Here is a 19,304-nt window from a genome sequence, read left to right on the forward strand (position 1 = left end):
CACTCTCTCCTGTGGCTGTGTTGTTGCGGCTATTCGGCGGCGCGGCGCGATGTCGGTCGCGCCGCGTGACGGGGAAAAGGCAGGCCTAGATTCTCGCGCAAAGTCCGGCCTTCATATTCGCTCCGGAACAGGCCGCGACGGCGCAGTTCAGGCAGCACCAATTCGATGAAGTCGGTGAGGCCGCCCGGCACGGTCGGCGGCATGACGTTGAAGCCATCGGCACCGCCATTGAGGAATCGCTCCTCCAGCGCATCGGCGATCTGGACCGGCGTGCCGACCAGTTGCCAATGGCCACGGGCGCCGGCGATGCGCAGATAAAGCTCGCGGATGCTTAAATTCTCGCGCCGCGCCAGATCGACGAAGAGCTGCTGCCGGCTCTTGCTGGCATTTGATTCGGGAAGATCCGGCAGCGGCCCATCGACCGGATAGACGGAAAGGTCGAAATTGCCGATATAGGTGGAGAGCAGCGCCAAGCCCACCTCCGGATGGATGAGGTCTTGCAGCGCCGCGAATTTATCCTGCGCCTCGGCTTCGCTGCGCCCCACCACCGGAAAGACACCGGGCATGACCTTGAGATCATCGGGGTTGCGCCCGTAGCGCGGCAGCCGGGCCTTCAGATCGCTGTAGAAGGCTTGCGCGTCCTGGAGCGTTCGCTGCGCCGTGAACACCACCTCGGCCGTGCGGGCGGCGAGCTCCTTGCCCACCTCGGACGATCCCGCCTGAACGAGAACCGGGTGACCCTGCGGCGAGCGCGCCACATTGAGCGGGCCGCGCACCTCGAAATAGGTACGTTTGTGATGCAGGACATGAAGCTTTGCCGGGTCGAAGAAGCGCCCGCTTTCCTTGTCGCGCAGGAAGGCGTCATCCTCCCAGCTGTTCCACAGCCCCAGCACGACATCGGCGAATTCGTTGGCGCGCGCATAGCGGGCCGTATGCTGCAGGTCGCGCGGATTGAAATTCTGTGCCTCGATCCCATCGGAGGAGGTGACGAGGTTCCATCCCGCCCTGCCCTCGCTCAATTGATCGAGCGAAGCGAAATAGCGCGCGAGGTTGAAGGGTTCGGTAAAGCTGGTCGAGGCGGTCGCCACCAGGCCAATGCGTGTCGTCACGGCGGAAAGCGCCGAGAGCAGCGTGATCGGCTCGAAGCCGTTCGACCATTCATCGACCCGGCTCAAGGCGGCGACATTGCTTTCGCCGACGCCGACGCCGTCGGCAAGAAAGATGAGGTCGAACTTCGCCGCTTCCGCCGCCTTGGCAAAGGCCACACGGTATTGGAAATCGGTGGTGGCTTTTGCCGAGACGTCCGGGTGCCGCCAGGCCGCCACGTGATGACCGCCGGGATACATGAAGGCCCCCAGCTTCATCTGCCGCTTCGCCGTGTTCGCCCGCTCGCTCATCCCGAACCCTCTTGCTGATCACGCCCGCCATCGTGGTGGGGCGGCGATCATCAAGCACCCTTTCGGCGGTTTCGGAAAAGCGAGCAATTCTGGCCGAGGTCGCGAGTAAAACTGCGCCTTGGCACTTACGCGCGCGATGAGGAATCCTCAAGCCTGCAGCAGGTACTGCTGCTAGAGCCGCGTCACCTTGAAGCCCCGTTGCTGCAGGAAATTCTGCAATGAATCGGCACCTGTGAGATGTGCCGCACCCACGGCGACGAAATGCGTGCCGCCATCTTTGGCAAGGCTGCCGAGGCGTTCCGCCCAGGCCTTGTTGCGGTCGCCGAGCAGCAGCTTGCGCAGGCGCCGGTCACTCACCGCCATGTCTTCCTGCTTCAAGAGGGTGTTGAGCGCATCGACATCGCCGGCAAGCCAGGCGCCCGCCAATTGATCGAGCTGGGCCGCCCCTTCCGCGCCATGATCGAGCGTCTGGGTCAGCAAGGTCAGCTCGACCTGCGGGGGCAGGTCGGCGAAGAAGCGCATCTGCTGCTCCGTCGTCTCCAGCCCCATCACCGGCTTGTCGGCAACCTTCGCGTCGGCCAGCAGCTGCCGATCGACGCCCATCTCGGGGTTATAGCCCGCAGCCATCATCGGCGCCTTGCCCAGTTGCAGGGCGGCAAGCCAGGGCCGCAGGGATTCGAAGGCGACCGGCGGAATCCCGGCCTTGGCCGCCGCCGCGCGCAGCTTCTGGCGCTCAGCCGGCGTCAACTTGGTCGACAGCGGATGCGCCGGGTCCTTGCCATATTTCCACAGCAGCTTTTCGTCGAGCCCGCCTTTGGCCGCATCATCGAGTTCCAGCCACAGCGTGCTGCTGCTGTCGAAAGCGGTCTTGATCTTGGCGGCGCGCCAATCGGCATCGGGTTTGAGGAGATGCACGGTGCCAAAAAGATAGATCGTGGCATTGCCGCTTTTGGCCACCCACAAGGCGGGTTCGGCCGCCGCGGTGCCGATGAAGGGCAGGAAGGCCAGCAGGCCCAGAGCCGCGCGGCGCAGCGCCTGCACGATATATCCACCCAAGCTATCCACTGCAGGCCTCATCCGCCGGGAGAAAACGAACGGCTTATATGGAGGCTGCGCTCAGCTTTGCCAAGGGCAGAGGGGTGTCAATCGAGGTGCCGCCAGCGCCGCACCACGTCGACGAGGTCTTCGGCCTGCATCTGGTCCTGCTGCCAGGCGGTGCCAAAGGGTGCCGTGCCGGAGCGCGGGCGGTGTTCTTCCGCCAGGCGATCGAAATCGATGCGGGTCGGCAGGGGCACACCCTCGCCGACCGCAATTGCCTGGCCGTTGCGCAAGGAGGCGAGTTCGCCCATCAGACCCTGGCTCGATTCAGGGAGTGCCGCTGCCAGGAATTCCTGGTCCTTCTGGCTGGTCATGCGCAAGGCGAAGATCGTGCTGCATTGGGAGAGCACGGTCGTTGCCAGTTCCGACGGACGCTGGCTGATGAGGCATAGCGAGACACCGTATTTGCGCCCTTCCTTGGCGATGCGCGAGAGGGCCCGCTTGGTCGGCTCGAACCCGGCATGGATATCGGCCGGGGCATAGCGGTGGGCTTCTTCGCAGACAAGGAGCACTGGCGCCTTCTGTTCCGACCACAGCGCGAAATCGAAGCTCATGCGGCTGAGCAGCGAGACGACGACGTTCAAGATCTCAGATGGCACGCCCGAAGTATCGAGCACCGTGATCGGCTTGCCACCGACCGGCACACGGAAAAGGCGGCCCAGGATCTTGGCCATGCTGTCACGCGTCACCAATCCTTGCAGCGCCGCCGAATTGCCGGCACCTGGAAACATGAAGGCAAGGCGCCGGTCCGCCTGCATGTGCTGGAAGCGTTCCTTGATGCGATGATAGGCGGCGGCATCGGCCGGACGATCGAGTTTTCCTAAGATTCCATCGATGATCTTTCCGATATCGGAGAGGCGATAGGGCACCGGCGTGTCGATCGTGATCTGCGCTGCTGCCTCGGGACTTTGCGCCAGATTGCGCTTGGCCTGCGTCACCACCTGGTTAAGCAGCACCGCATCGGCATCGGGCTGGGGTGAGCCGGTACCGATCACCATCTCGCGCAGTTCCTCGAAATTGAGCAGCCAGTAGGGGAGTTCGAGGTCTTGCGGCGTCACCACCTCCGCCTGGTCCTTGAAGGCGGTGGCGTATTCGTCATGCGGATCCAGCATGATGACGTGGGCGAATTGGTGCTGGCTCAGGATCGCGCGCAGGATGGTGACGAGCGCGCAGGATTTGCCGGCCCCCGTCGTCCCCAGCACGGCGAAATGCTTGCCGAGCAACTCGCTCGGCATGATCTCCGCCGGGATGTTAGGGTCCTGGTGCAATGAGCCGATGCGGGCGCTGCGCTGATGAGCGGCGGCGCGCCGGGTGAAGACACGCCTTAGATCATCGCTGGTCGCCCGCGCCAGGACATCGTCGAGCCCCGGATAAGCGGTGACACCGCGCTGGAAGGGTGCCTCGTCGCCAGCGCGGTGGTTGATCTCGCCGACCATTTCGATCTCGGCCTTGCGCAGCTCGCTGGTCTGGCCGGGATGTTCGATGCCGATTGCGGTCACGAAGCCGAAGACGGTCGTATGTTCGGTCACGATCTTCACCAGTTCGCCGATATAAGGGCCCCGCCCGCCATGTCCGCTGGCATTGTCCGGCAGCAGCAGGCCGGTCACCCGCGCCCCGGCAACTGCCATCACCTTGCCCAGCGCACTGCTTGCCGCAGTTGATCTGAGATCGACCGTGTTGGCGGAAAGTGAGGTCATGAAATTCCCTGCTTGGCTGAGACTGAGGAAGATCGCGGCCTGCGCGCTTTAGCAGTGAAACTGACGCAACAGCAAGCGCGCGCATTTAAGCTCTATTTGTTGAAAACACATAGTGCTGTGTCGCTCGGACGCGCCCGGGCAATCGTCGCCTGATATAGCAGACATTTTACCCACAATTTGCGGCAGACGCACAGGGGCCGCAACTATAGGCTGCGGAAAAAGCGCACACCGCTGCTGTCGTGCTGCAGACCGAGGGCGGCCGTTACAGCCTGACCCAATCCTCGATCAGCCGGCGCGAAATGGAATCGGCGCGCGGCAGACGGAACTGGTCATTCTCCGGCGAATTGAGGAGATCCATGCGCGTCATCCATTGCGCCGATTCGATCTCGCCATCATGAAGATCGAATGCTTCGCTGTCGGATTCCGCCGTGAAGCCCAGCATCAAGGATGCCGGGAAAGGCCAGGGCTGCGAACCGAAATAGCGGATGCTGTGGACGCGCAGACCCACTTCCTCGAATACTTCGCGTGCCACCGCATCTTCCAGGCTCTCGCCGGGCTCGACGAAACCCGCCAGCACCGAATGCATGCCGGGATTCCACATGCCTTGCCGCGCCATCAAGATCCTGTTGCCGCAGGTCACGCGCATGATGACGGCAGGATCGGTGCGCGGAAATTGCACCGTGGCGCAATCGCGGTTCATGCATTGCCGCTGATGGCCGGCGGCCTTTGCCTCGGTGGGTGATCCGCACACACCGCAGAAGCGGTGCCGCTGGTGCCAATAGGCGAGCCCGCGCGCATAGGCCATCAAGGCGCCGTCACGTTGCGGCAGCAAGGGACCGATACCGCGCAGTTCCTGGAAATCGCCCAGCGCCGTCGCGGCATCTTCATCCAGCACCGAAAGATCGACGGCAAAATGCGCCACCTCGCCATCGACACCCAGCAGAATCACCGTTTCCGCCCGCGCAATGAGATCTGCTTGTGTGACAGGATCGAGATGCCTGAGATGCGGCTCGGTTGGCGCGTCGACCAAATGGCGCAGACGCCAGACTGGATAGAAGCGACTGTTGGGGTCGCTCAGCCGGGCTCTCAGCCAGCTCTGGTCCTCACGCCGCTGTGCGCTGCGATCGAAATCCCCATTGGCGTAGAAGTAATTTTGCATCATCTGAATTCGTTAACTCGGCCGGTCGGTTTGACTGGCATGTTTTGCGGACAATCCGCCCAAATGTGATTGCCCACACTTGACCTATTTTGTGTTCGGTCACATTTACCTTAACGCGCCGTTTGCCATATTTGACCTTTCCAAGACTTCGGAAGATCATGCCGTGGCGATCACCAAACAACAGGGTTGCTATACTTGACATGAGTGTTTCGCGTCGGCAATTGCTCTCGATCGTTTTGCCCCATGCGCTGGCTGCAACCGCCTGCGCCGCTCTGCTCATGCCGGCGGCGACATTGGCCGATTCCACCACCAACACGCAATCGGCCTCGGCCGATGCCGGTTTCCCGTTCGCGCCGCCGCGCGGTCGCTTCATCTATACCATCACCCGCGACGGTGACCCGATCGGTACGCAAAAGCTCGACTTCGTCTCAGACGGCGCCAATCAGCTGACCGTCATCACCGATGTCGAGATCGACGTGCGCATGCTGGGCTTGAGCTTTTATAAATTCACCCAGCACACCGAGGAGCGCTGGCAGAATGGCGCCCTGCAATCGCTGGCCTCGAGGACGATCGATGACGGCGAACAGCGCATCGTCGATCTCGTGCGCAAGGGCGATCGGCTGACCGGCAAATACAACGAGAAGAAGCGCGACGTGCCGGCCGACCTCATTCCCTCGACGTTGTGGCATCCCGACGCCATCAAGCAAAGTGTCGTGCTCGACACCGTCCGCGCCCGCCAGCATCAGGTTAAAGTCGCCGATAAGGGCGAGGTGGCCGTGGTGCTGCCCGCCGGTCAGGTCGAGGCGCGGCATTATGCCTTTACCGGCGAGCTCAACCGCGACGTCTGGTATGACGCTCTCGGCATCATCGTGCAGGCGGAAATGAAGGCCAAGGACGGCTCGATCATTCGCCAGCAATTGCTCGACCGCCCATAACCTGCCGCCAATAGCCTGAATCACTTGGATAATCCTGCAGCGCTCTGGTGCGGCGATTCGGGGGTTGCGCAAGGGTGGGCGGTATTTGCTATAAGCTGCCCCGGGAGGTTGGTGGCGGACGTTTGTCTCGCCAACCCGGTCAGGTCCGGAAGGAAGCAGCCGTAACGAGTTCTCAGGCGGGTCGTTTGCCAGCCTCCCACCTTTCACACACTGCACCCATTCCATTCATTAAGATCGCTAGCTTCCGGTCGCGTTTTTTTGTACGACCTCAGGGAGCATTTTTCCTGTGGGCGATGATCGGCGCATGAGCGAAGAGAGCGGCCAAAGTTCCGTTGCAAGCGGCGAGCATTACCGGGTCCTCGCCCGCAAATACCGCCCCAGCGATTTCTCCGGCCTTGTCGGCCAGGATGCGCTTGTCCGCACGCTCACCAACGCGATCGCCGCCGGGCGCCTGGCGCATGCCTTCATGCTGACCGGTGTCCGCGGTGTCGGCAAGACGACGACCGCGCGCATTCTGGCGCGTGCCTTCAACTGCGTCGGCCTGGACGGCAAGGGTGGACCCACCGCCAGCCCCTGCGGGCAATGCGAGCATTGCGTGGCGATTGCCGAAGACCGCCATGTCGATGTCATCGAAATGGATGCCGCCAGCCGCACCGGTGTCGGCGACATGCGCGAGCTGATCGAGGGTGTACGCTATCGCCCGGTGAGTGCACGTTACAAAGTCTATATCATCGACGAAGTGCACATGCTCTCCAATAGCGCCTTCAACGCGCTGTTGAAGACGCTCGAAGAGCCGCCGGGACATGTGAAGTTCGTGTTTGCGACGACCGAGATCCGCAAAGTGCCGGTGACGGTGCTGTCGCGTTGCCAGCGCTTCGATCTTCGGCGCATCGAGGCCGATGTACTGGCCGCGCATTTTGCGCGCATCGTCGCGGCCGAAAATGTCGCCGTGGAGCCCAACGCCTTGGCACTGGTCGCCCGCGCGGCCGACGGCTCGGCCCGCGACGGCCTGTCGCTGCTCGACCAGGCGATCGCGATGGCGGAAGGCACCGTCACCGAAGCCCAGGTGCGCGAAATGCTGGGCCTGTCCGACCGCACGCAGCTCTTCGATCTCTATGAGGCGGTGATGGGCGGCGCGGCGCCGAAGGCGCTCGATCTTCTTGGCGCCATGTACCGTGCCGGCGCGGATCCCATCGTCGTCGTGCAGGACCTTCTTGATCTGACGCATCTGGTGACGCGGGCCAAGATCTCGCCCGAGGCGCTCGCCTCCCCCACCATGCCGGAAGCGGAAAAGAAGCGGGGTGCCGAGCTCGCCGCCAAGCTCTCCATGCCGATCCTTGCCCGCTGCTGGCAGATGCTGCTGAAAGGTCTTGGCGAGGCGCAGGCAGCACCCCAGGCCCTGGCCGCGGTCGAGATGGCGCTCATCCGCCTGATGCATGTCGCTGATCTGCCGACACCGGGCGAATTGGTGAAGAAGCTCAGCGCCGGTCAATTGCCGGCAGGCACACCGGCAGCACCAGCGCGGGGCGGCAACGGTGCCGGGAACGGGAATGGCACGAGCGCCATCGCCACAAGCTATGTTTCTGGCGCCTCCGGCGGCGGTCCGACCGCCTTTGCCCAGCATGGCAGCGCCGCGCGTCTCGAAGTTGTGCCGCAAAGCGCGCCGATGGCTTCGCCCATGACGACGCCGGTCGTCGCTGCCGCGCCGCAAGGCCTTGCCGACCCCCGCAGCTTTGATGAACTGGTCGCTCTCTTCCGTCAGAAGAAGGAAGCGATCCTGATGACACATCTCCTGAGCGATGTGCATCTGGTGCATTTTGAATCCGGGCGACTTGATTTCCGTCCCTCGGAGCGGGCACCTGCAAATCTGGCGCCGCGTCTGGCGCAATGCCTGCTGGAATGGACCGGCAAGCGCTGGATGGTCTCGCTCTCGAATGCCGCGGGCGAGGCGACGCTGAAGCAGCAGGAAGCGGCCATCGTTGCAGAGCGGAAACGCCAGGCGGCGGAACACCCGATCGTGCAGGCGATCCTCAAAACCTTTCCCGGCGCCACGATCGACGAGGTGCGCGATCTGGGCGGTGCGGAACCCGCAGCGCCGGCACCGGCTGCTGCGACCGAAGCCAGCGATGCCGCATCAGACGATGACGCCATCGATATCGACATGATTTTTGGAGACGACGACCTATGAAGAACCTTGGGGCGATGATGAAGCAGGCCCAGCAGATGCAGTCGAAAATGGCTGAGATGCAGGCGGCCCTCGAACAGGCCGAGGTCACCGGCCAGGCGGCAGGCGGCATGGTCACCATCACCATGACCGCGAAGGGCGAGCCCAAGCGCGTCAAGATCGACCCCAGCCTCGTCAACCCGGCCGAGGTCGAAGTGCTGGAAGACCTCATCAGCGCGGCGCTGCGCGACGCGCGCACCAAGGCCGACAAGCACATCGCCGATGAGATGGGCAAAGTCACCGGCGGCCTGCCTCTGCCCCCGGGCTTCAAGCTGCCGTTTTGATTTTGGTGGGGACGCTCAGTCGCCTCCCCCTCTCCCCGACCCTCCCCCACGTTGGGGGGAGGGAGTAGTCCGCCAAAACAACCTCGCTCAAATTCCCTCTCCCCTACGTGGGAGAGGGTTAGGGAGAGGGGGTCTGTCAGGATAAATCGCAAGCCCCATGAACGACATCGACCGTCTCATCCAGATCATGGGCCGACTGCCGGGCCTGGGGCCGCGTTCGGCGCGGCGGGCGGTGCTGCATCTCCTAAAGAAGCGCGAGGCCTTGCTGCATCCACTCATCGATGCCTTGGGCGAGGTCGCGGCCAATGTGAAGACCTGCACGGTCTGCGGCAATCTCGATGCCGCCGATCCCTGCACCATCTGCCGCGACGCATCGCGCGATGGCAGTCTGATTTGCGTCGTCGCCGATGTCGGCGATCTTTGGGCGCTGGAACGGATTGCCACCTTCAAGGGCCGCTATCATGTGCTGGGCGGTGTGCTCTCGGCGCTCGACGGCGTCGGGCCGGAGCAGCTTTCCATCGCGCCCCTGCTGCGGCGCCTCGAGGGTGGCGAGGTCAAGGAAGTGATCCTGGCCCTCGGCGCCACCGTCGACGGCCAAACCACCGGGCATTACCTCTCCGACCGCCTGCAGCCGTTGAATGTCGCCATCTCGCGCCTCGCCCATGGCGTGCCCGTGGGGGGCGAGCTGGATTATCTCGACGACGGCACCCTCATCCAGGCCTTGAAGGCCCGCCAGAAACTCTGAAACTGGCCCATTCTGTGCATTTCCGGTAAGCTCAGGAACCGGAAAGCTTAAGGAATCCGCCATTGTCGGAGCTCGAACCACCCCTCCCGCGCCAGGAAAGGCGCGCCCATCGGCGGCCTTTGCCGCTGCCGGAGGTGAAATTCGTGCCGGCCGGCAACCCGAGCCTGCCCACCTTTGTCAGCCTGATGCTGATGATCACCACCTTCATGATCGTGCTGACCAGCATCTCGCTGCACGAGAACACCCGCATGCATGACCTGCTCTCCGGCGTCAAAGAGACCTTTGCCCTGGGCGAAGCGGCGATCCCCACCAAATCCGTGGGCGACATTCTGGGTTCCGCCGCCAAAGGCTTTCGCGACTCGCTGCCGATGGCCAAGGTGATGGCGTCAAGCGGCGGCGAATCCCTGCGCCTGATCGTGCCCGTGGGCGTCGCTCTCGACACCACGCAGAAGCAGGCGACCCCGGAGTTGGAAAAGGCACTCGCCGCCTTGGTCACGGGCCTCGCCGCCCTGCCGCGCGATACCGGCTATGAGATCGAGCTGCGTTTCGCCGACGCGGCCCTCAGCACCGATTACGCCGGCATCCTGGCACAGGCGGCGATGAACCGCGGCCTTGCCCCCGCGCGCACCATGATCGGCTATGGCCCCGGCACACCCGATGAACTGGCCTTGCTCGTGCGCCTGACCTTGCCCACCGCCGATTTCGTGCAGAAGACCCCCGACCAGACGGGAGCGCCCTGATGTCGGGCGAAAGCTTCATCCGCGTCGGCGAGACCAAGCATCAGGAGATCAAGCAGCCGGTCTGGCTGATGAGCTTTGCCGACTTCGCCGGCTGCCTGCTGGCGAGCTTCGTGCTGCTCTATTCCCTGGCCCAGACGGATCGCGAGAAGATGCAGAGCGCCTTCGGCATCGCGCCGACCGATACCGAGATTGTGGCCGAGGATGGCGCGGCCAAGGAATCGATGGCGACGAAGGATGCCCAGGAAGGGCGTGACACCGACTATCTCGCCAACCTGCTCGCCACCAAGATAGAAGGCCACGAAGCCTTCGACGGCGTCATCATCCTGCCGCAGACCGACAGTGTCTTGCTCGATCTGCCGATGGCACGCCTGGCCGCCACGGGCAGCAGCGATGAACGCGACAAGGACCTGGTCTTTGCCCTGGCTGGCATGCTGGCCAACATCCCCAACGAAGCGGCACTCAGTGCCGATCTGCCGCAGGACGGGGCAGGTGCCAATTGGTCGACCGGCATGACGCTCGCCAACGGTCTCGCCCAGCGCCTCAAGGATAGCGGCGCGCCCGACACGCTGCTGGCCCGCACCGCCATCAGCGCCGACGACGCCCCGCATGTCCGCCTTATCTTCACCCGCGCGGCCGGCGAATAGGCGCTACACTTTTGTCAGACAACTGCGCCGGCCCGGCGCACGGGAAAGTGATCCAGGTCGCTTGAGCCATACCACCCTTGCGTCATAGTCTTGCCGCATTCCGTGACCAAATATGTCTGGTCAAAAGAGGGGATCATCGCAGCGCTGCGGTGTTGTACCTCGCCACTCATCCCACAAAGGATAAATCCATGCGTTCGCTTCTTGTTGCCGGTACCGCCCTTGCGCTGACCCTTACCGCTTTCGCCGGCGCCTTCGCCGATGAAACGCAAGTGACGACCGACAACCAGACCGGCATTGCCGTCACCATCTATAACCAGGACCTGGCGCTCATTCGCGACAGCCGCAAGATCAACCTTGCCGCGGGCGAGAACGACATCGCCTTTATCGATGTCTCGGCGGCGATGCGGCCCGAGACGGCGCTCCTCAATTCGGCCGGTGGCGCGCTCGACGTGCTGGAGCAGAATTTCGATTTCGATCTGCTGACGCCGGAAAAACTGCTGGAGAAATCGGTGGGGCAGAAGATCCGCGTCTTCCGCACCAATCCGGAAACCGGCGAGGACAGCAGCGAAGAAGCAGAAGTGCTCTCGGTGGCCGGTGGCCAGGCCGTCTTGAAGATCGGCGACCGCATCGAGACCGCCGTGCCCGGCCGCTTCGTCTATTCCGGCGTGCCCGCCAATTTGCGCGCGCGCCCCACGCTGGTCATTAAAGCCGTTGCCGACAAAGCGGGCGAAGTGCCGGTCGATCTTTCGTACTTAAGCCGCGGCCTCTCCTGGTCGGCCGATTACGTGGTCGACCTCGGTGCCGATGAGAAGACTGTCAACATCAATGGCCTGGTGACGCTCACCAATCAAAGCGGCATCACCTATAAGGACGCGAAGCTCCAGCTCGTTGCCGGCAATGTCAACCAGGTTCAGCCGATGCTCGAACGCGCCGGCGGCATGGTCGCGATGGATGCGATGCCTGCGTCGGCACCGAAGATGGTCGAGCAGGCGGCGTTTGAGTATCATCTCTATAGCCTTGAACGACCGACGACGATCAAGGAGAACCAGACCAAGCAGGTCGCGATGCTGGCGGCTGCTGAGGTGCCGGTCGAAAAGAAATACCTCATCACTAATGCCGCCAATGTCTGGGGCAATTACGGCTACAATTTCGGTGAAGGTCCGCGCCAGAACGCGGCGGTGAAGCTGAAATTCCAGAACGACGACAAATCGCATATGGGCATGCCGCTGCCAGCCGGTGTCGTGCGCGTTTACAAGAAGGATGCGCAGGGCAACGCCCTCTTCGTCGGCGAAGATCACATCGACCACACGCCGAAGAACGAGCGCGTCGATCTGACGTTGGGTGAGGCGTTCGACATCACGGCGCGCGCGAAGCAGACCAACTACACCAAGCTCGCCGACGATCTCTACGAGAACGCCTACGAAGTGGAGATCAAGAACGCGAAGAAGGAAAAGGTCACCGTCGATCTCCGCGAAGCCTTCCCCGGCGAATGGAAGATGCTGGATGAATCGCAGAAGCACGAAAAACTCGATTCCAACACCGCGCAATGGCTGGTCGATGTCCCGGCGGAGGGTTCGACGGTGGTGAAATATTCCGTGCGGATTAAGCTGTAACGAGCTGCCCCCTCTCCCCCACCCTCCCCCACGTTGGGGGGAGGGAGTGCGAGCGACGGCATATTCGATAGCCGGCCTTGGTCGGCTTGAGTCCCCTCCCCCCAACGTGGGGGAGGGCTAGGGAGAGGGGGCGGTTTGGCTTGGCCCGCTTTCCCTCACCCCCCATGCGCAAACGTCACGTCCGGATCCAGCGCGTCCTTCAAATTCCACGGTTCCCAGATCCAGGTCTCCTGCATCTGCTTGATGAAATCACGCCAAAAAATGCGCTTGCCTTTGACCTCCGTCGGCCAGGCCTCATCGAACAGCTTCACCGCCATGTCCGAATGGCCGCTATAGATGAGATCGAGCAGATTGGCCCAGATGATGGGATCAAGCTCGCCTTTTGTCTGCGGCCGGTCGCCTGACGCATCGATGGCGGTATAGGGTCCGCCGAATTCCAGCAGCAACTGGTGCATCTGGTCCCGCATCTCGCCCAGCGCCTTTTCATCGGGCGCATCGCCCTTCATCTGGTCGGAAAGACGATAGCCTTCTTCCGACCAGTCGAGCTGCACGCCGCCGCCCGGTGACCCGGCATAGGATGAGTTCCAATAGGCGAAACGGTCATCGCCGAAATTCAAATGCGGGGCACCGCCCGCCCAATCCTGGCTGAGCTCGGCCTCGGCATTGCCAAGGCTCAGCAGTTGCAGCTTCAACTCCTTGCCCGGATAGAGCGCGTAAAGCGAGGTGCAGCAATGCGCCCCACCGGAGAAGGTGGACAGAATGGCAAGCGGCGCCGGTTCGGCATAGTTCCCCAGGATGCGCGGCCGCGCCCAGACGATGAAGACCATCGCATCGGCAATCGCATGCAGGCATGTGCCGTCGCGTTCGATGGTGAGGTATTCGAGCGGCGGGCTGCCATCGGCCATGTCATCAAGCTGCTCGTCACCGAACTTCGACGGGTAGGCGGTGAGCGTCACATCGTCGATGACCAGGCGTGAATAGGTTTCCGGCGCCATGGCCCGGCGCTTTTCAAAGAGGCCCGGCTCCTCGACCGCGCAGCCATTCCCCGTCTCAATCTCACCCACAACGCCCGGAGCCTTGACCGCGGCGGCACTTTCCTGGGCATGGGCGGGTGCGGTGAGGGCGACGAGCGACAGAGCAGTCGCAGCGATGATATTGCGGCTCACGATCTCAGTTCTCCTAACGACACGATTGCAGTACCCGTCACTTGCAACCCCCCTCCTACGTCCCCCCTAAAGGTGGGAGGTTTTTGAAATGAGTTTTTTTACGCCACCTCCGCCAGAGAGCCCTCCCATCTTTTGGGGGGAGGGTTGGGTGGGGGGGGCTGGGCCAGTCCCGCCCTCACACCACCGTCTTCCCCTTGAACTGGCAGACATCGTTCACTACGCAGGACGGGCAGTCCGGCTTGCGCGCCTTGCAGACATAGCGCCCGTGCAGGATCAGCCAGTGGTGGCAGTGCTGCTTGAATTTCGCCGGCACCTTCTTCTCCAAGGCGCGTTCCACCGCCAGCACATCTTTACCGGGCGCAAGGCCCGTCCGGTTCGAGACGCGGAAGATATGTGTGTCGACGGCGATGGTCGGTTCACCGAAGGCGATGTTGAGGACCACATTGGCGGTCTTGCGCCCGACCCCCGGCAGGGTTTCCAGAATTGCCCGGTCGCGCGGCACGAGGCTGTTGTGCGCGGCAATCAACATCTCGGAAAGCTTGATGACGTTCTTGGCCTTGGTGTTGAAGAGGCCGATCGTCTTGATGTGATCTTTGAGTCTGGCTTCACCCAGTTTCACCATCTTTTCCGGCGTATCGACAATCTTGAACAGTTTCTCGGTCGCCTTGTTGACACCGACATCGGTCGCCTGGGCCGAGAGAACGACGGCCACCAGGAGGGTATAGGGATTGACGTAATTCAGCTCCCCCTTGGGTTCCGGATTTTGCTTCTGCAGTCGCGCGAAGAACGTCTCGATCTGGTCTTTTTTGAGCATGACAGGCCTGTGGCGGGCGGGAAGCTGGCTGGGTTGTGGAACCCAAACGCCAGATTATACTCGGCCTCATGTCAGGGAAAGAGAACGACGTCACAAAGACGGAGCCGCACTCGGGAGACGCCAGCGAAATGGCGATCTTCGAGGCGATCCTTTATCCGCACCGCTCGCTGGGGCGGCGCGGCTATATCATTCTGGGCGCCGGCACCGCGCTCATTATGGGCGCCTATGCCATGACGTTCCTCATCATCGGTGCCTGGCCGATCTTCGGCTTCATCGGCGCCGAATGGCTGTTGTTTTGGTATCTTTTCTCACGCCATTTCCGCGGCGATCGCCGGGCCGAGCGCCTGCGCCTGTTCCAGGACCGGCTCGTCGTCGAGCGCATCGACGCGAAGGGCCGCTTCCAAGCCTTCTCGCTGCAACCCTATTGGCTGCAGGTGGTGCTGGCCCGTGCCGCCGATGTCGACAACGCGCTTTACCTTCGCAGCCATGGCAAGCAGATCGAAATAGGCGCCTTCCTCTCGGAGCCGGAGCGGCGCGACTTCGCCGGCGAACTCACGCGCATCCTCGACCGACATCGCGACGGGGCGTATGGACGCCAGCCGGTTTGATGCTTTGAACATTCGCTCGTCGCATTTTCATCCCGTCATCGCGGGCGTGACACCTGGAATGACGGTTAAAGGAATCGCCAATCATGACCACCACCCATGCGGCGCCCGCCTTGCGCCATCCGGGTCTGCCTGAATTCGGCCTGCTTTTCATCCTTGGCCTGGTCTGGGGGTCGTCCTTTCTCTTCATCAAGATCGCAGTCGAAAACGGCGTGCCGCCCCTGACGCTGGCCACCTTGCGCATCGGCATCGGCGCCATTGTGCTGCTGACCGTTGCCAAATTGCGCGGTCAGCATTTCCCGGCGCTCACCGCATCGGCCGGCCGACCCGGCGGGCGAGCACTGTGGGGCAAGCTGATCTTCCTCGGCATCATCGGCAATTCGCTGCCCTTCTTCCTCATCGGCTGGGGCGAGCAGTTCACGCCCTCGCAGCTGGCTGCCATCCTGATGGCGATCATCCCGTTGCTGGTGCTGATCCTCGCGCATTTCATGACTCATGATGAAAAGCTGACCGGGCCCAAGATCGGTGGCGTGCTGTGCGGCTTCGCCGGTGTCGTCGTGCTGGTCGGCGTCGATGCGCTGCAGGGTCTGGGCGCCCAGGTCATCGGGCAGTTGGCGATCCTGGGCGGCTGCCTCTCCTACACCCTCTACGGCGTCAATGCGCGCCGCCTGCCGCAAATGGGGGCAGAGATGACGGTCGGCATCATTCTCGCACTGGGTTTCGTCGTGATGGCACCGGTCTGGCTCATCCACGACCGCCCCTGGGAGTTGGCGCCCACTACACAAGGATATGTCGCCATCGCTTGGCTCGGCCTGCTCTCAACCGCCTTCGGCAATTGGTTGTTCTTCACCCTGATGCGCCGGTCGGGGGCGAGCTTCGCCTCCAACAACAATTTCCTCGTGCCGATCATGGGACTGGGCTGGGGCTATTTCGGCTATGGCGAGGTGCCCGGCCTCAATGCCGTGATGGCACTGGGGCTGATCCTGGTGGGGCTGGCGCTGCCGCGGTTGAAACGGCGCTGAGCTACCGCCCTACTGGCCGTTGCTCGCGGCACCGCCCACGCTGAAGCCCAGCACGTCTTTCATCGTGTAGAGGCCCGGTGTCTTTCCGGCAGCCCAGAGGACCGCCTTCACGGCGCCGCGGGCGAAGATCTCGCGTGACGAGGCTTTGTGCGTCACTTCGACCCGTTCGCCATCGACGGCAAAGATCACGGTGTGATCGCCCACCACATCGCCACCGCGTAGGGCGGCAAAGCCGATCTCGCCCTTGGCGCGGGGCCCGGTATGGCCATCGCGTCCGCGCTTGGCAACACGGCGCAAGGTGGTGCCACGGCCGCGTGCTGCCGCTTCGCCGAGGATGAGCGCGGTGCCGGAGGGTGCATCGACCTTGTGGCGGTGATGCATTTCGACGATCTCGATATCCCAGTCGGAATCGAGGATGCGCGCCATCTGCTCGATCACCTGTTCGAGCAGGTTGACGCCCAGCGACATGTTGGCCGCCATGACGATCGGCGCCTTCTGCGCCGCGCGCGCGACGGCCGCCTGCTGGTCGGAATCGAGCCCCGTGGTGCCGATGACATGCGCCGTACCACCCCGTGCCGCAAAGCCCGCATGGAGGGCGGTCGCGGAGGGATTGGTGAAGTCGATCACCACATCGGCCGCTTCGAAGAGGCCGGCCGGGTCGTCATTGACGGTGATGCCGAAGGGGTCGGTACCGGCCAGGGCACCCAGATCCATGCCGAGCGCCGGCGAACCCTTCCGCTCGGTCCCACCGACGACCAGCACGCCCGGCGCCTGCGACAGCATCTTGAGGAGCATCTGCCCCATGCGGCCGGCACAGCCGGCGATGCCGACCTTGATGGCGCCGTTGAGCTGGCGCTTGGGCTTTGGTCCTGCCGAGACGACAGGTGTGGGCTTGGCCGGTCCTGGCTTTGCCGGGACTGGCTTGGTAGGCGCCGGCTTGGCTGCCGGAGCTGCCTTGGCAGGCACGGCCTTGGCCATTTTTTCTTTTTCAGGCAAAGGCTTAGATTTGGCAGGCGGGGCTTTCGCCGCGGCCTGCTTAGGCGCCGCACCGGGTGCTGTCTTGGTGGCAGCCTTGCTCACCGGCTGCTTCGCCTGGGTCTTACCCGCCATGTTTCCCCCTGAACCAATGTTGCGTGAAATCTAAACGAGGTTCGCAAGGCGGGGCAACCCGGCTTGGTAAACAAGGCGTTAGGGAAAGGGCAAAACGCACCTCCACAGCCTCGAAAGGGCCGCCTCAGGGGCACTTTATTGCATTATTTCAAATACTTAAATATTAGCTTGGTCGACAGAAATCGCACCACGCCCTGCTCCAATGGGCCACCGACGCAGCCGGCGACGCCGCGCCGCGCTGGGGCGGGCCTTGGCGGCCTAGGCCGGGGAGACGGGGAACACGGCGGCGACGTCGGTGCCGTGATGGGGTCGAGAGGTGACGATGAGCTGGCCGCCATGCAGCTCGACCAGGTTTTTCACCAGGGCAAGGCCAAGGCCCGTGCCGCGATGCTGCTGGGCGATCGAGCTGTCGATCTGGCTGAAGGGATCGAGGGCGCGGGCGATTTCCTCGTCATTCATGCCGATGCCGGTATCCGAGACGATGACGGCGCTGCCCTCCGGACGGTCCTCGATGGCGAGCTTCACCTTGCCGCCGGCCGGGGTGAACTTCACTGCGTTGGAGAGCAGGTTGATGATGATCTGCTTGATGGCGCGCGCATCGCCATAAACGGGCCGGAGATCGGGCCCGATATCGGTGAGCAATGTCACCGAATTCTCGCGCGCCATGCCGGAAATGAGGCGCGTGCTGGTCTCGGCCAATTCCTGTGCATCGATTTCGATCGGGCGAAGTTCCATCTTGCCGGCTTCGATCTTCGAAATATCGAGGATGTCGTTGATGAGGTCGAGCAGCAGGCGGCCGCTCTCATGGATCAGCTCGGCATAGTCGCCATAGCGCACCGGCTGCACCGCGCCGAAGGTGCCGCGCCGCGTTACGTCGGAGAAGCCGATGATGGCGTTCAAGGGCGTGCGCAATTCGTGGCTCATATGCGCCAGGAATTGCGACTTCGCCCGATTGGCGCTTTCGGCCGCGTGATGCAGTTCGCGGAGTTCGCGCGCCTGGGCCTCTAACTTGGTCCGCGTGGCTTCGAGCTGTGTCTGGTATTCAACGCTTTCCGTGACATCGACCTCGGAGACGAGCCAGGCAGGTGCACCGGTCGCGGCATCCCGGCAGGTACGTGCCGTGATTTCGTGCCAGCGGGCACCGGCCGCCGTGCGCACGCGCGCCACCAACCGCGCCTCGTCCGATTGCGCGAGATCGGTGACGAGGCGACGGTGATCGGCATGATCCATCAGTCGGTCGAGCAGCGGCGCCGTGCCATCGGCGGGAAGTGGTAGCGCCGCCGCGCGTGCCGCCGGATTGGAATAGAGAATATGCCCGCCCAGATCATAGAGCGTGATCATGACGGTGGAGTGCAGCAAGGCATCCGTCGAGCGCAGGGCCTCGGGCGTGTCGTTGTAATCGGCAAGGCCCTCGCACAGCATCGCCATACGGTTGTCGGCCAGGCGCACGCCGCTGAAACGACAGCGCAAGGCGCGCGGACGCCCCTGCGGGTAGAGCGTCCAGACTTCCGAGAAGACGGCATCGCCGGCGATGAAATCTTCCTGGTATTGCCGCAACCTGGCGGCGACGCCAGGCGACATGTCGGCGGAGAGATCACGAGCATAGAGTGCCTCGATCGATTCCGCGCGCCAGACGTCAAGTGCCGCCGCATTGGCCCAGACCACGCGCGACAGATCGATGTCGAAGACCCAGAGGGCGGTGTGAAGGCGTTGCGCCAGACCCGCGCCGAAGCCAGCGGTCAGCGACGGCATCGGGGGCAGGACTCCGCTGCGGCTGCCCTCGCGCCCCAGCCCCTCTTCACGCACCTGGCCGTCATCGCCCATGAAAATGCTTCCCAAAGTAAAGGAAACCGGCCCTGAATTGTAAACCCAGGACCGGTTTTCGGCGCAGAGAAAAGGCCAGTGGCACGCAACCGTCAAGAGACGATCATAGTGTGAGCCGACTTTTCCCGATTATGCAGGGAATCAACGCGTTAGCGGCTGATGATTTGGCCCCAGGGGTGCGACAGGAATTGCAGCCCACAGCGCGCAAGGCAGTTGGCCCCTGCACG

17 protein-coding genes and 1 other RNA gene are annotated in these 19,304 nt (G+C 63.1%); 10 read left to right on the top strand and 8 right to left on the bottom strand.

The genetic code is table 11. The features are described from left to right. Nucleotides 1-29: 29 nt before the first annotated feature. From SMD31_RS09020 to nudC, 4 genes are all read right to left on the bottom strand, one after another. Nucleotides 30-1,397, bottom strand: a complete 1,368-nt coding sequence (locus SMD31_RS09020; RefSeq protein ID WP_320500484.1) for an LLM class flavin-dependent oxidoreductase — start codon at nucleotides 1,395-1,397, stop codon at nucleotides 30-32. A gap of 171 nt (nucleotides 1,398-1,568) precedes the next feature. After that, on the bottom strand, nucleotides 1,569-2,462 hold the full coding sequence (locus SMD31_RS09025; protein ID WP_320500485.1) for a TraB/GumN family protein: 894 nt from the start codon (nucleotides 2,460-2,462) through the stop codon (nucleotides 1,569-1,571). Nucleotides 2,463-2,539: 77 nt separating this feature from the next. Further along, on the bottom strand, nucleotides 2,540-4,192 hold the full coding sequence (locus tag SMD31_RS09030; protein WP_320500486.1) for an ATP-binding protein: 1,653 nt from the start codon (nucleotides 4,190-4,192) through the stop codon (nucleotides 2,540-2,542). A 262-nt stretch (nucleotides 4,193-4,454) separates the two neighbouring features. Continuing rightward, the gene (gene nudC / locus SMD31_RS09035) at nucleotides 4,455-5,354 is read right to left on the bottom strand and encodes an NAD(+) diphosphatase (protein ID WP_320500487.1); all 900 of its coding nucleotides are present in this window, start codon (nucleotides 5,352-5,354) and stop codon (nucleotides 4,455-4,457) included. 197 nt (nucleotides 5,355-5,551) lie between these two features. Here nudC and SMD31_RS09040 point away from each other — a divergent pair, with 197 nt between their 5' ends. The 8 genes from SMD31_RS09040 to SMD31_RS09075 all read left to right on the top strand — a co-directional run bounded on the left by SMD31_RS09040 (nucleotide 5,552) and on the right by SMD31_RS09075 (nucleotide 12,536). Next, a complete protein-coding gene (locus tag SMD31_RS09040; protein ID WP_320500488.1) occupies nucleotides 5,552-6,286 on the top strand; it encodes a DUF6134 family protein in 735 nt (244 codons plus the stop codon). A 106-nt stretch (nucleotides 6,287-6,392) separates the two neighbouring features. Next, an RNA gene (gene ffs, locus SMD31_RS09045) (signal recognition particle sRNA small type) lies at nucleotides 6,393-6,483 on the top strand. Between the two features lie 107 nt (nucleotides 6,484-6,590). Next, a complete protein-coding gene (locus tag SMD31_RS09050; RefSeq protein ID WP_320500489.1) occupies nucleotides 6,591-8,474 on the top strand; it encodes a DNA polymerase III subunit gamma/tau in 1,884 nt (627 codons plus the stop codon). Further along, on the top strand, nucleotides 8,471-8,794 hold the full coding sequence (locus SMD31_RS09055) for a YbaB/EbfC family nucleoid-associated protein (RefSeq protein ID WP_320500490.1): 324 nt from the start codon (nucleotides 8,471-8,473) through the stop codon (nucleotides 8,792-8,794). The genes SMD31_RS09050 and SMD31_RS09055 overlap by 4 nt, the downstream gene beginning before the upstream one ends. A gap of 157 nt (nucleotides 8,795-8,951) precedes the next feature. Then, complete coding sequence (gene recR / locus SMD31_RS09060) at nucleotides 8,952-9,539, top strand: recombination mediator RecR (protein ID WP_320500491.1); 588 nt, start codon at nucleotides 8,952-8,954, stop codon at nucleotides 9,537-9,539. 62 nt (nucleotides 9,540-9,601) lie between these two features. Then, nucleotides 9,602-10,279 carry a hypothetical protein gene (locus SMD31_RS09065; RefSeq protein ID WP_320500492.1) on the top strand — a complete coding sequence of 226 codons (678 nt, stop codon included), beginning with the start codon at nucleotides 9,602-9,604 and terminating at the stop codon, nucleotides 10,277-10,279. Next, nucleotides 10,279-10,923, top strand: a complete 645-nt coding sequence (locus SMD31_RS09070; protein ID WP_320500493.1) for a flagellar motor protein MotB — start codon at nucleotides 10,279-10,281, stop codon at nucleotides 10,921-10,923. The genes SMD31_RS09065 and SMD31_RS09070 overlap by 1 nt, the downstream gene beginning before the upstream one ends. 188 nt (nucleotides 10,924-11,111) lie before the next feature. Next, the gene (locus SMD31_RS09075) at nucleotides 11,112-12,536 is read left to right on the top strand and encodes a DUF4139 domain-containing protein (RefSeq protein ID WP_320500494.1); all 1,425 of its coding nucleotides are present in this window, start codon (nucleotides 11,112-11,114) and stop codon (nucleotides 12,534-12,536) included. A gap of 155 nt (nucleotides 12,537-12,691) precedes the next feature. Here the strand turns inward: SMD31_RS09075 and SMD31_RS09080 are convergent, their stop codons facing one another. Together SMD31_RS09080 and nth are read right to left on the bottom strand one after the other, a co-directional pair. Further along, nucleotides 12,692-13,702 carry a hypothetical protein gene (locus tag SMD31_RS09080; protein WP_320500495.1) on the bottom strand — a complete coding sequence of 337 codons (1,011 nt, stop codon included), beginning with the start codon at nucleotides 13,700-13,702 and terminating at the stop codon, nucleotides 12,692-12,694. A gap of 175 nt (nucleotides 13,703-13,877) precedes the next feature. After that, nucleotides 13,878-14,516, bottom strand: a complete 639-nt coding sequence (gene nth / locus SMD31_RS09085) for an endonuclease III (protein WP_320500496.1) — start codon at nucleotides 14,514-14,516, stop codon at nucleotides 13,878-13,880. Between the two features lie 128 nt (nucleotides 14,517-14,644). Between nth and SMD31_RS09090 the strand changes: the two genes are divergently transcribed. After that, on the top strand, nucleotides 14,645-15,124 hold the full coding sequence (locus SMD31_RS09090) for a DUF2244 domain-containing protein (RefSeq protein WP_320500497.1): 480 nt from the start codon (nucleotides 14,645-14,647) through the stop codon (nucleotides 15,122-15,124). A gap of 83 nt (nucleotides 15,125-15,207) precedes the next feature. Further along, nucleotides 15,208-16,143 carry a DMT family transporter gene (locus SMD31_RS09095; protein ID WP_320500498.1) on the top strand — a complete coding sequence of 312 codons (936 nt, stop codon included), beginning with the start codon at nucleotides 15,208-15,210 and terminating at the stop codon, nucleotides 16,141-16,143. A 9-nt stretch (nucleotides 16,144-16,152) separates the two neighbouring features. Here the strand turns inward: SMD31_RS09095 and dapB are convergent, their stop codons facing one another. Together dapB and SMD31_RS09105 are read right to left on the bottom strand one after the other, a co-directional pair. After that, nucleotides 16,153-16,980, bottom strand: coding sequence for a 4-hydroxy-tetrahydrodipicolinate reductase (gene dapB / locus SMD31_RS09100; RefSeq protein WP_320501020.1), 828 nt, complete (start codon nucleotides 16,978-16,980; stop codon nucleotides 16,153-16,155). A 531-nt stretch (nucleotides 16,981-17,511) separates the two neighbouring features. Continuing rightward, nucleotides 17,512-19,077 carry a sensor histidine kinase gene (locus tag SMD31_RS09105; RefSeq protein WP_320500499.1) on the bottom strand — a complete coding sequence of 522 codons (1,566 nt, stop codon included), beginning with the start codon at nucleotides 19,075-19,077 and terminating at the stop codon, nucleotides 17,512-17,514. Nucleotides 19,078-19,304: the final 227 nt, after the last annotated feature.

Source organism: Dongia rigui (genome assembly GCF_034044635.1).
In the GTDB taxonomy this organism is placed as follows: Bacteria; Pseudomonadota; Alphaproteobacteria; order Dongiales; family Dongiaceae; genus Dongia; species Dongia rigui.

What these genes read in the sequence shown, in the direction of transcription:
- SMD31_RS09070 (WP_320500493.1), top strand. Translation starts at nt 10,279, where the DNA reads ATGTCGGGCGAAAGCTTCATCCGCGTCGGCGAGACCAAGCATCAGGAG.
- SMD31_RS09090 (WP_320500497.1), top strand. Translation starts at nt 14,645, where the DNA reads ATGGCGATCTTCGAGGCGATCCTTTATCCGCACCGCTCGCTGGGGCGG.
- recR (WP_320500491.1), top strand. Translation starts at nt 8,952, where the DNA reads ATGAACGACATCGACCGTCTCATCCAGATCATGGGCCGACTGCCGGGC.
- SMD31_RS09040 (WP_320500488.1), top strand. Translation starts at nt 5,552, where the DNA reads ATGAGTGTTTCGCGTCGGCAATTGCTCTCGATCGTTTTGCCCCATGCG.
- SMD31_RS09095 (WP_320500498.1), top strand. Translation starts at nt 15,208, where the DNA reads ATGACCACCACCCATGCGGCGCCCGCCTTGCGCCATCCGGGTCTGCCT.
- SMD31_RS09050 (WP_320500489.1), top strand. Translation starts at nt 6,591, where the DNA reads ATGAGCGAAGAGAGCGGCCAAAGTTCCGTTGCAAGCGGCGAGCATTAC.
- SMD31_RS09030 (WP_320500486.1), bottom strand. Translation starts at nt 4,192, where the DNA reads ATGACCTCACTTTCCGCCAACACGGTCGATCTCAGATCAACTGCGGCA.
- SMD31_RS09020 (WP_320500484.1), bottom strand. Translation starts at nt 1,397, where the DNA reads ATGAGCGAGCGGGCGAACACGGCGAAGCGGCAGATGAAGCTGGGGGCC.
- SMD31_RS09075 (WP_320500494.1), top strand. Translation starts at nt 11,112, where the DNA reads ATGCGTTCGCTTCTTGTTGCCGGTACCGCCCTTGCGCTGACCCTTACC.
- SMD31_RS09055 (WP_320500490.1), top strand. Translation starts at nt 8,471, where the DNA reads ATGAAGAACCTTGGGGCGATGATGAAGCAGGCCCAGCAGATGCAGTCG.
- nth (WP_320500496.1), bottom strand. Translation starts at nt 14,516, where the DNA reads ATGCTCAAAAAAGACCAGATCGAGACGTTCTTCGCGCGACTGCAGAAG.
- nudC (WP_320500487.1), bottom strand. Translation starts at nt 5,354, where the DNA reads ATGATGCAAAATTACTTCTACGCCAATGGGGATTTCGATCGCAGCGCA.
- SMD31_RS09105 (WP_320500499.1), bottom strand. Translation starts at nt 19,077, where the DNA reads ATGGGCGATGACGGCCAGGTGCGTGAAGAGGGGCTGGGGCGCGAGGGC.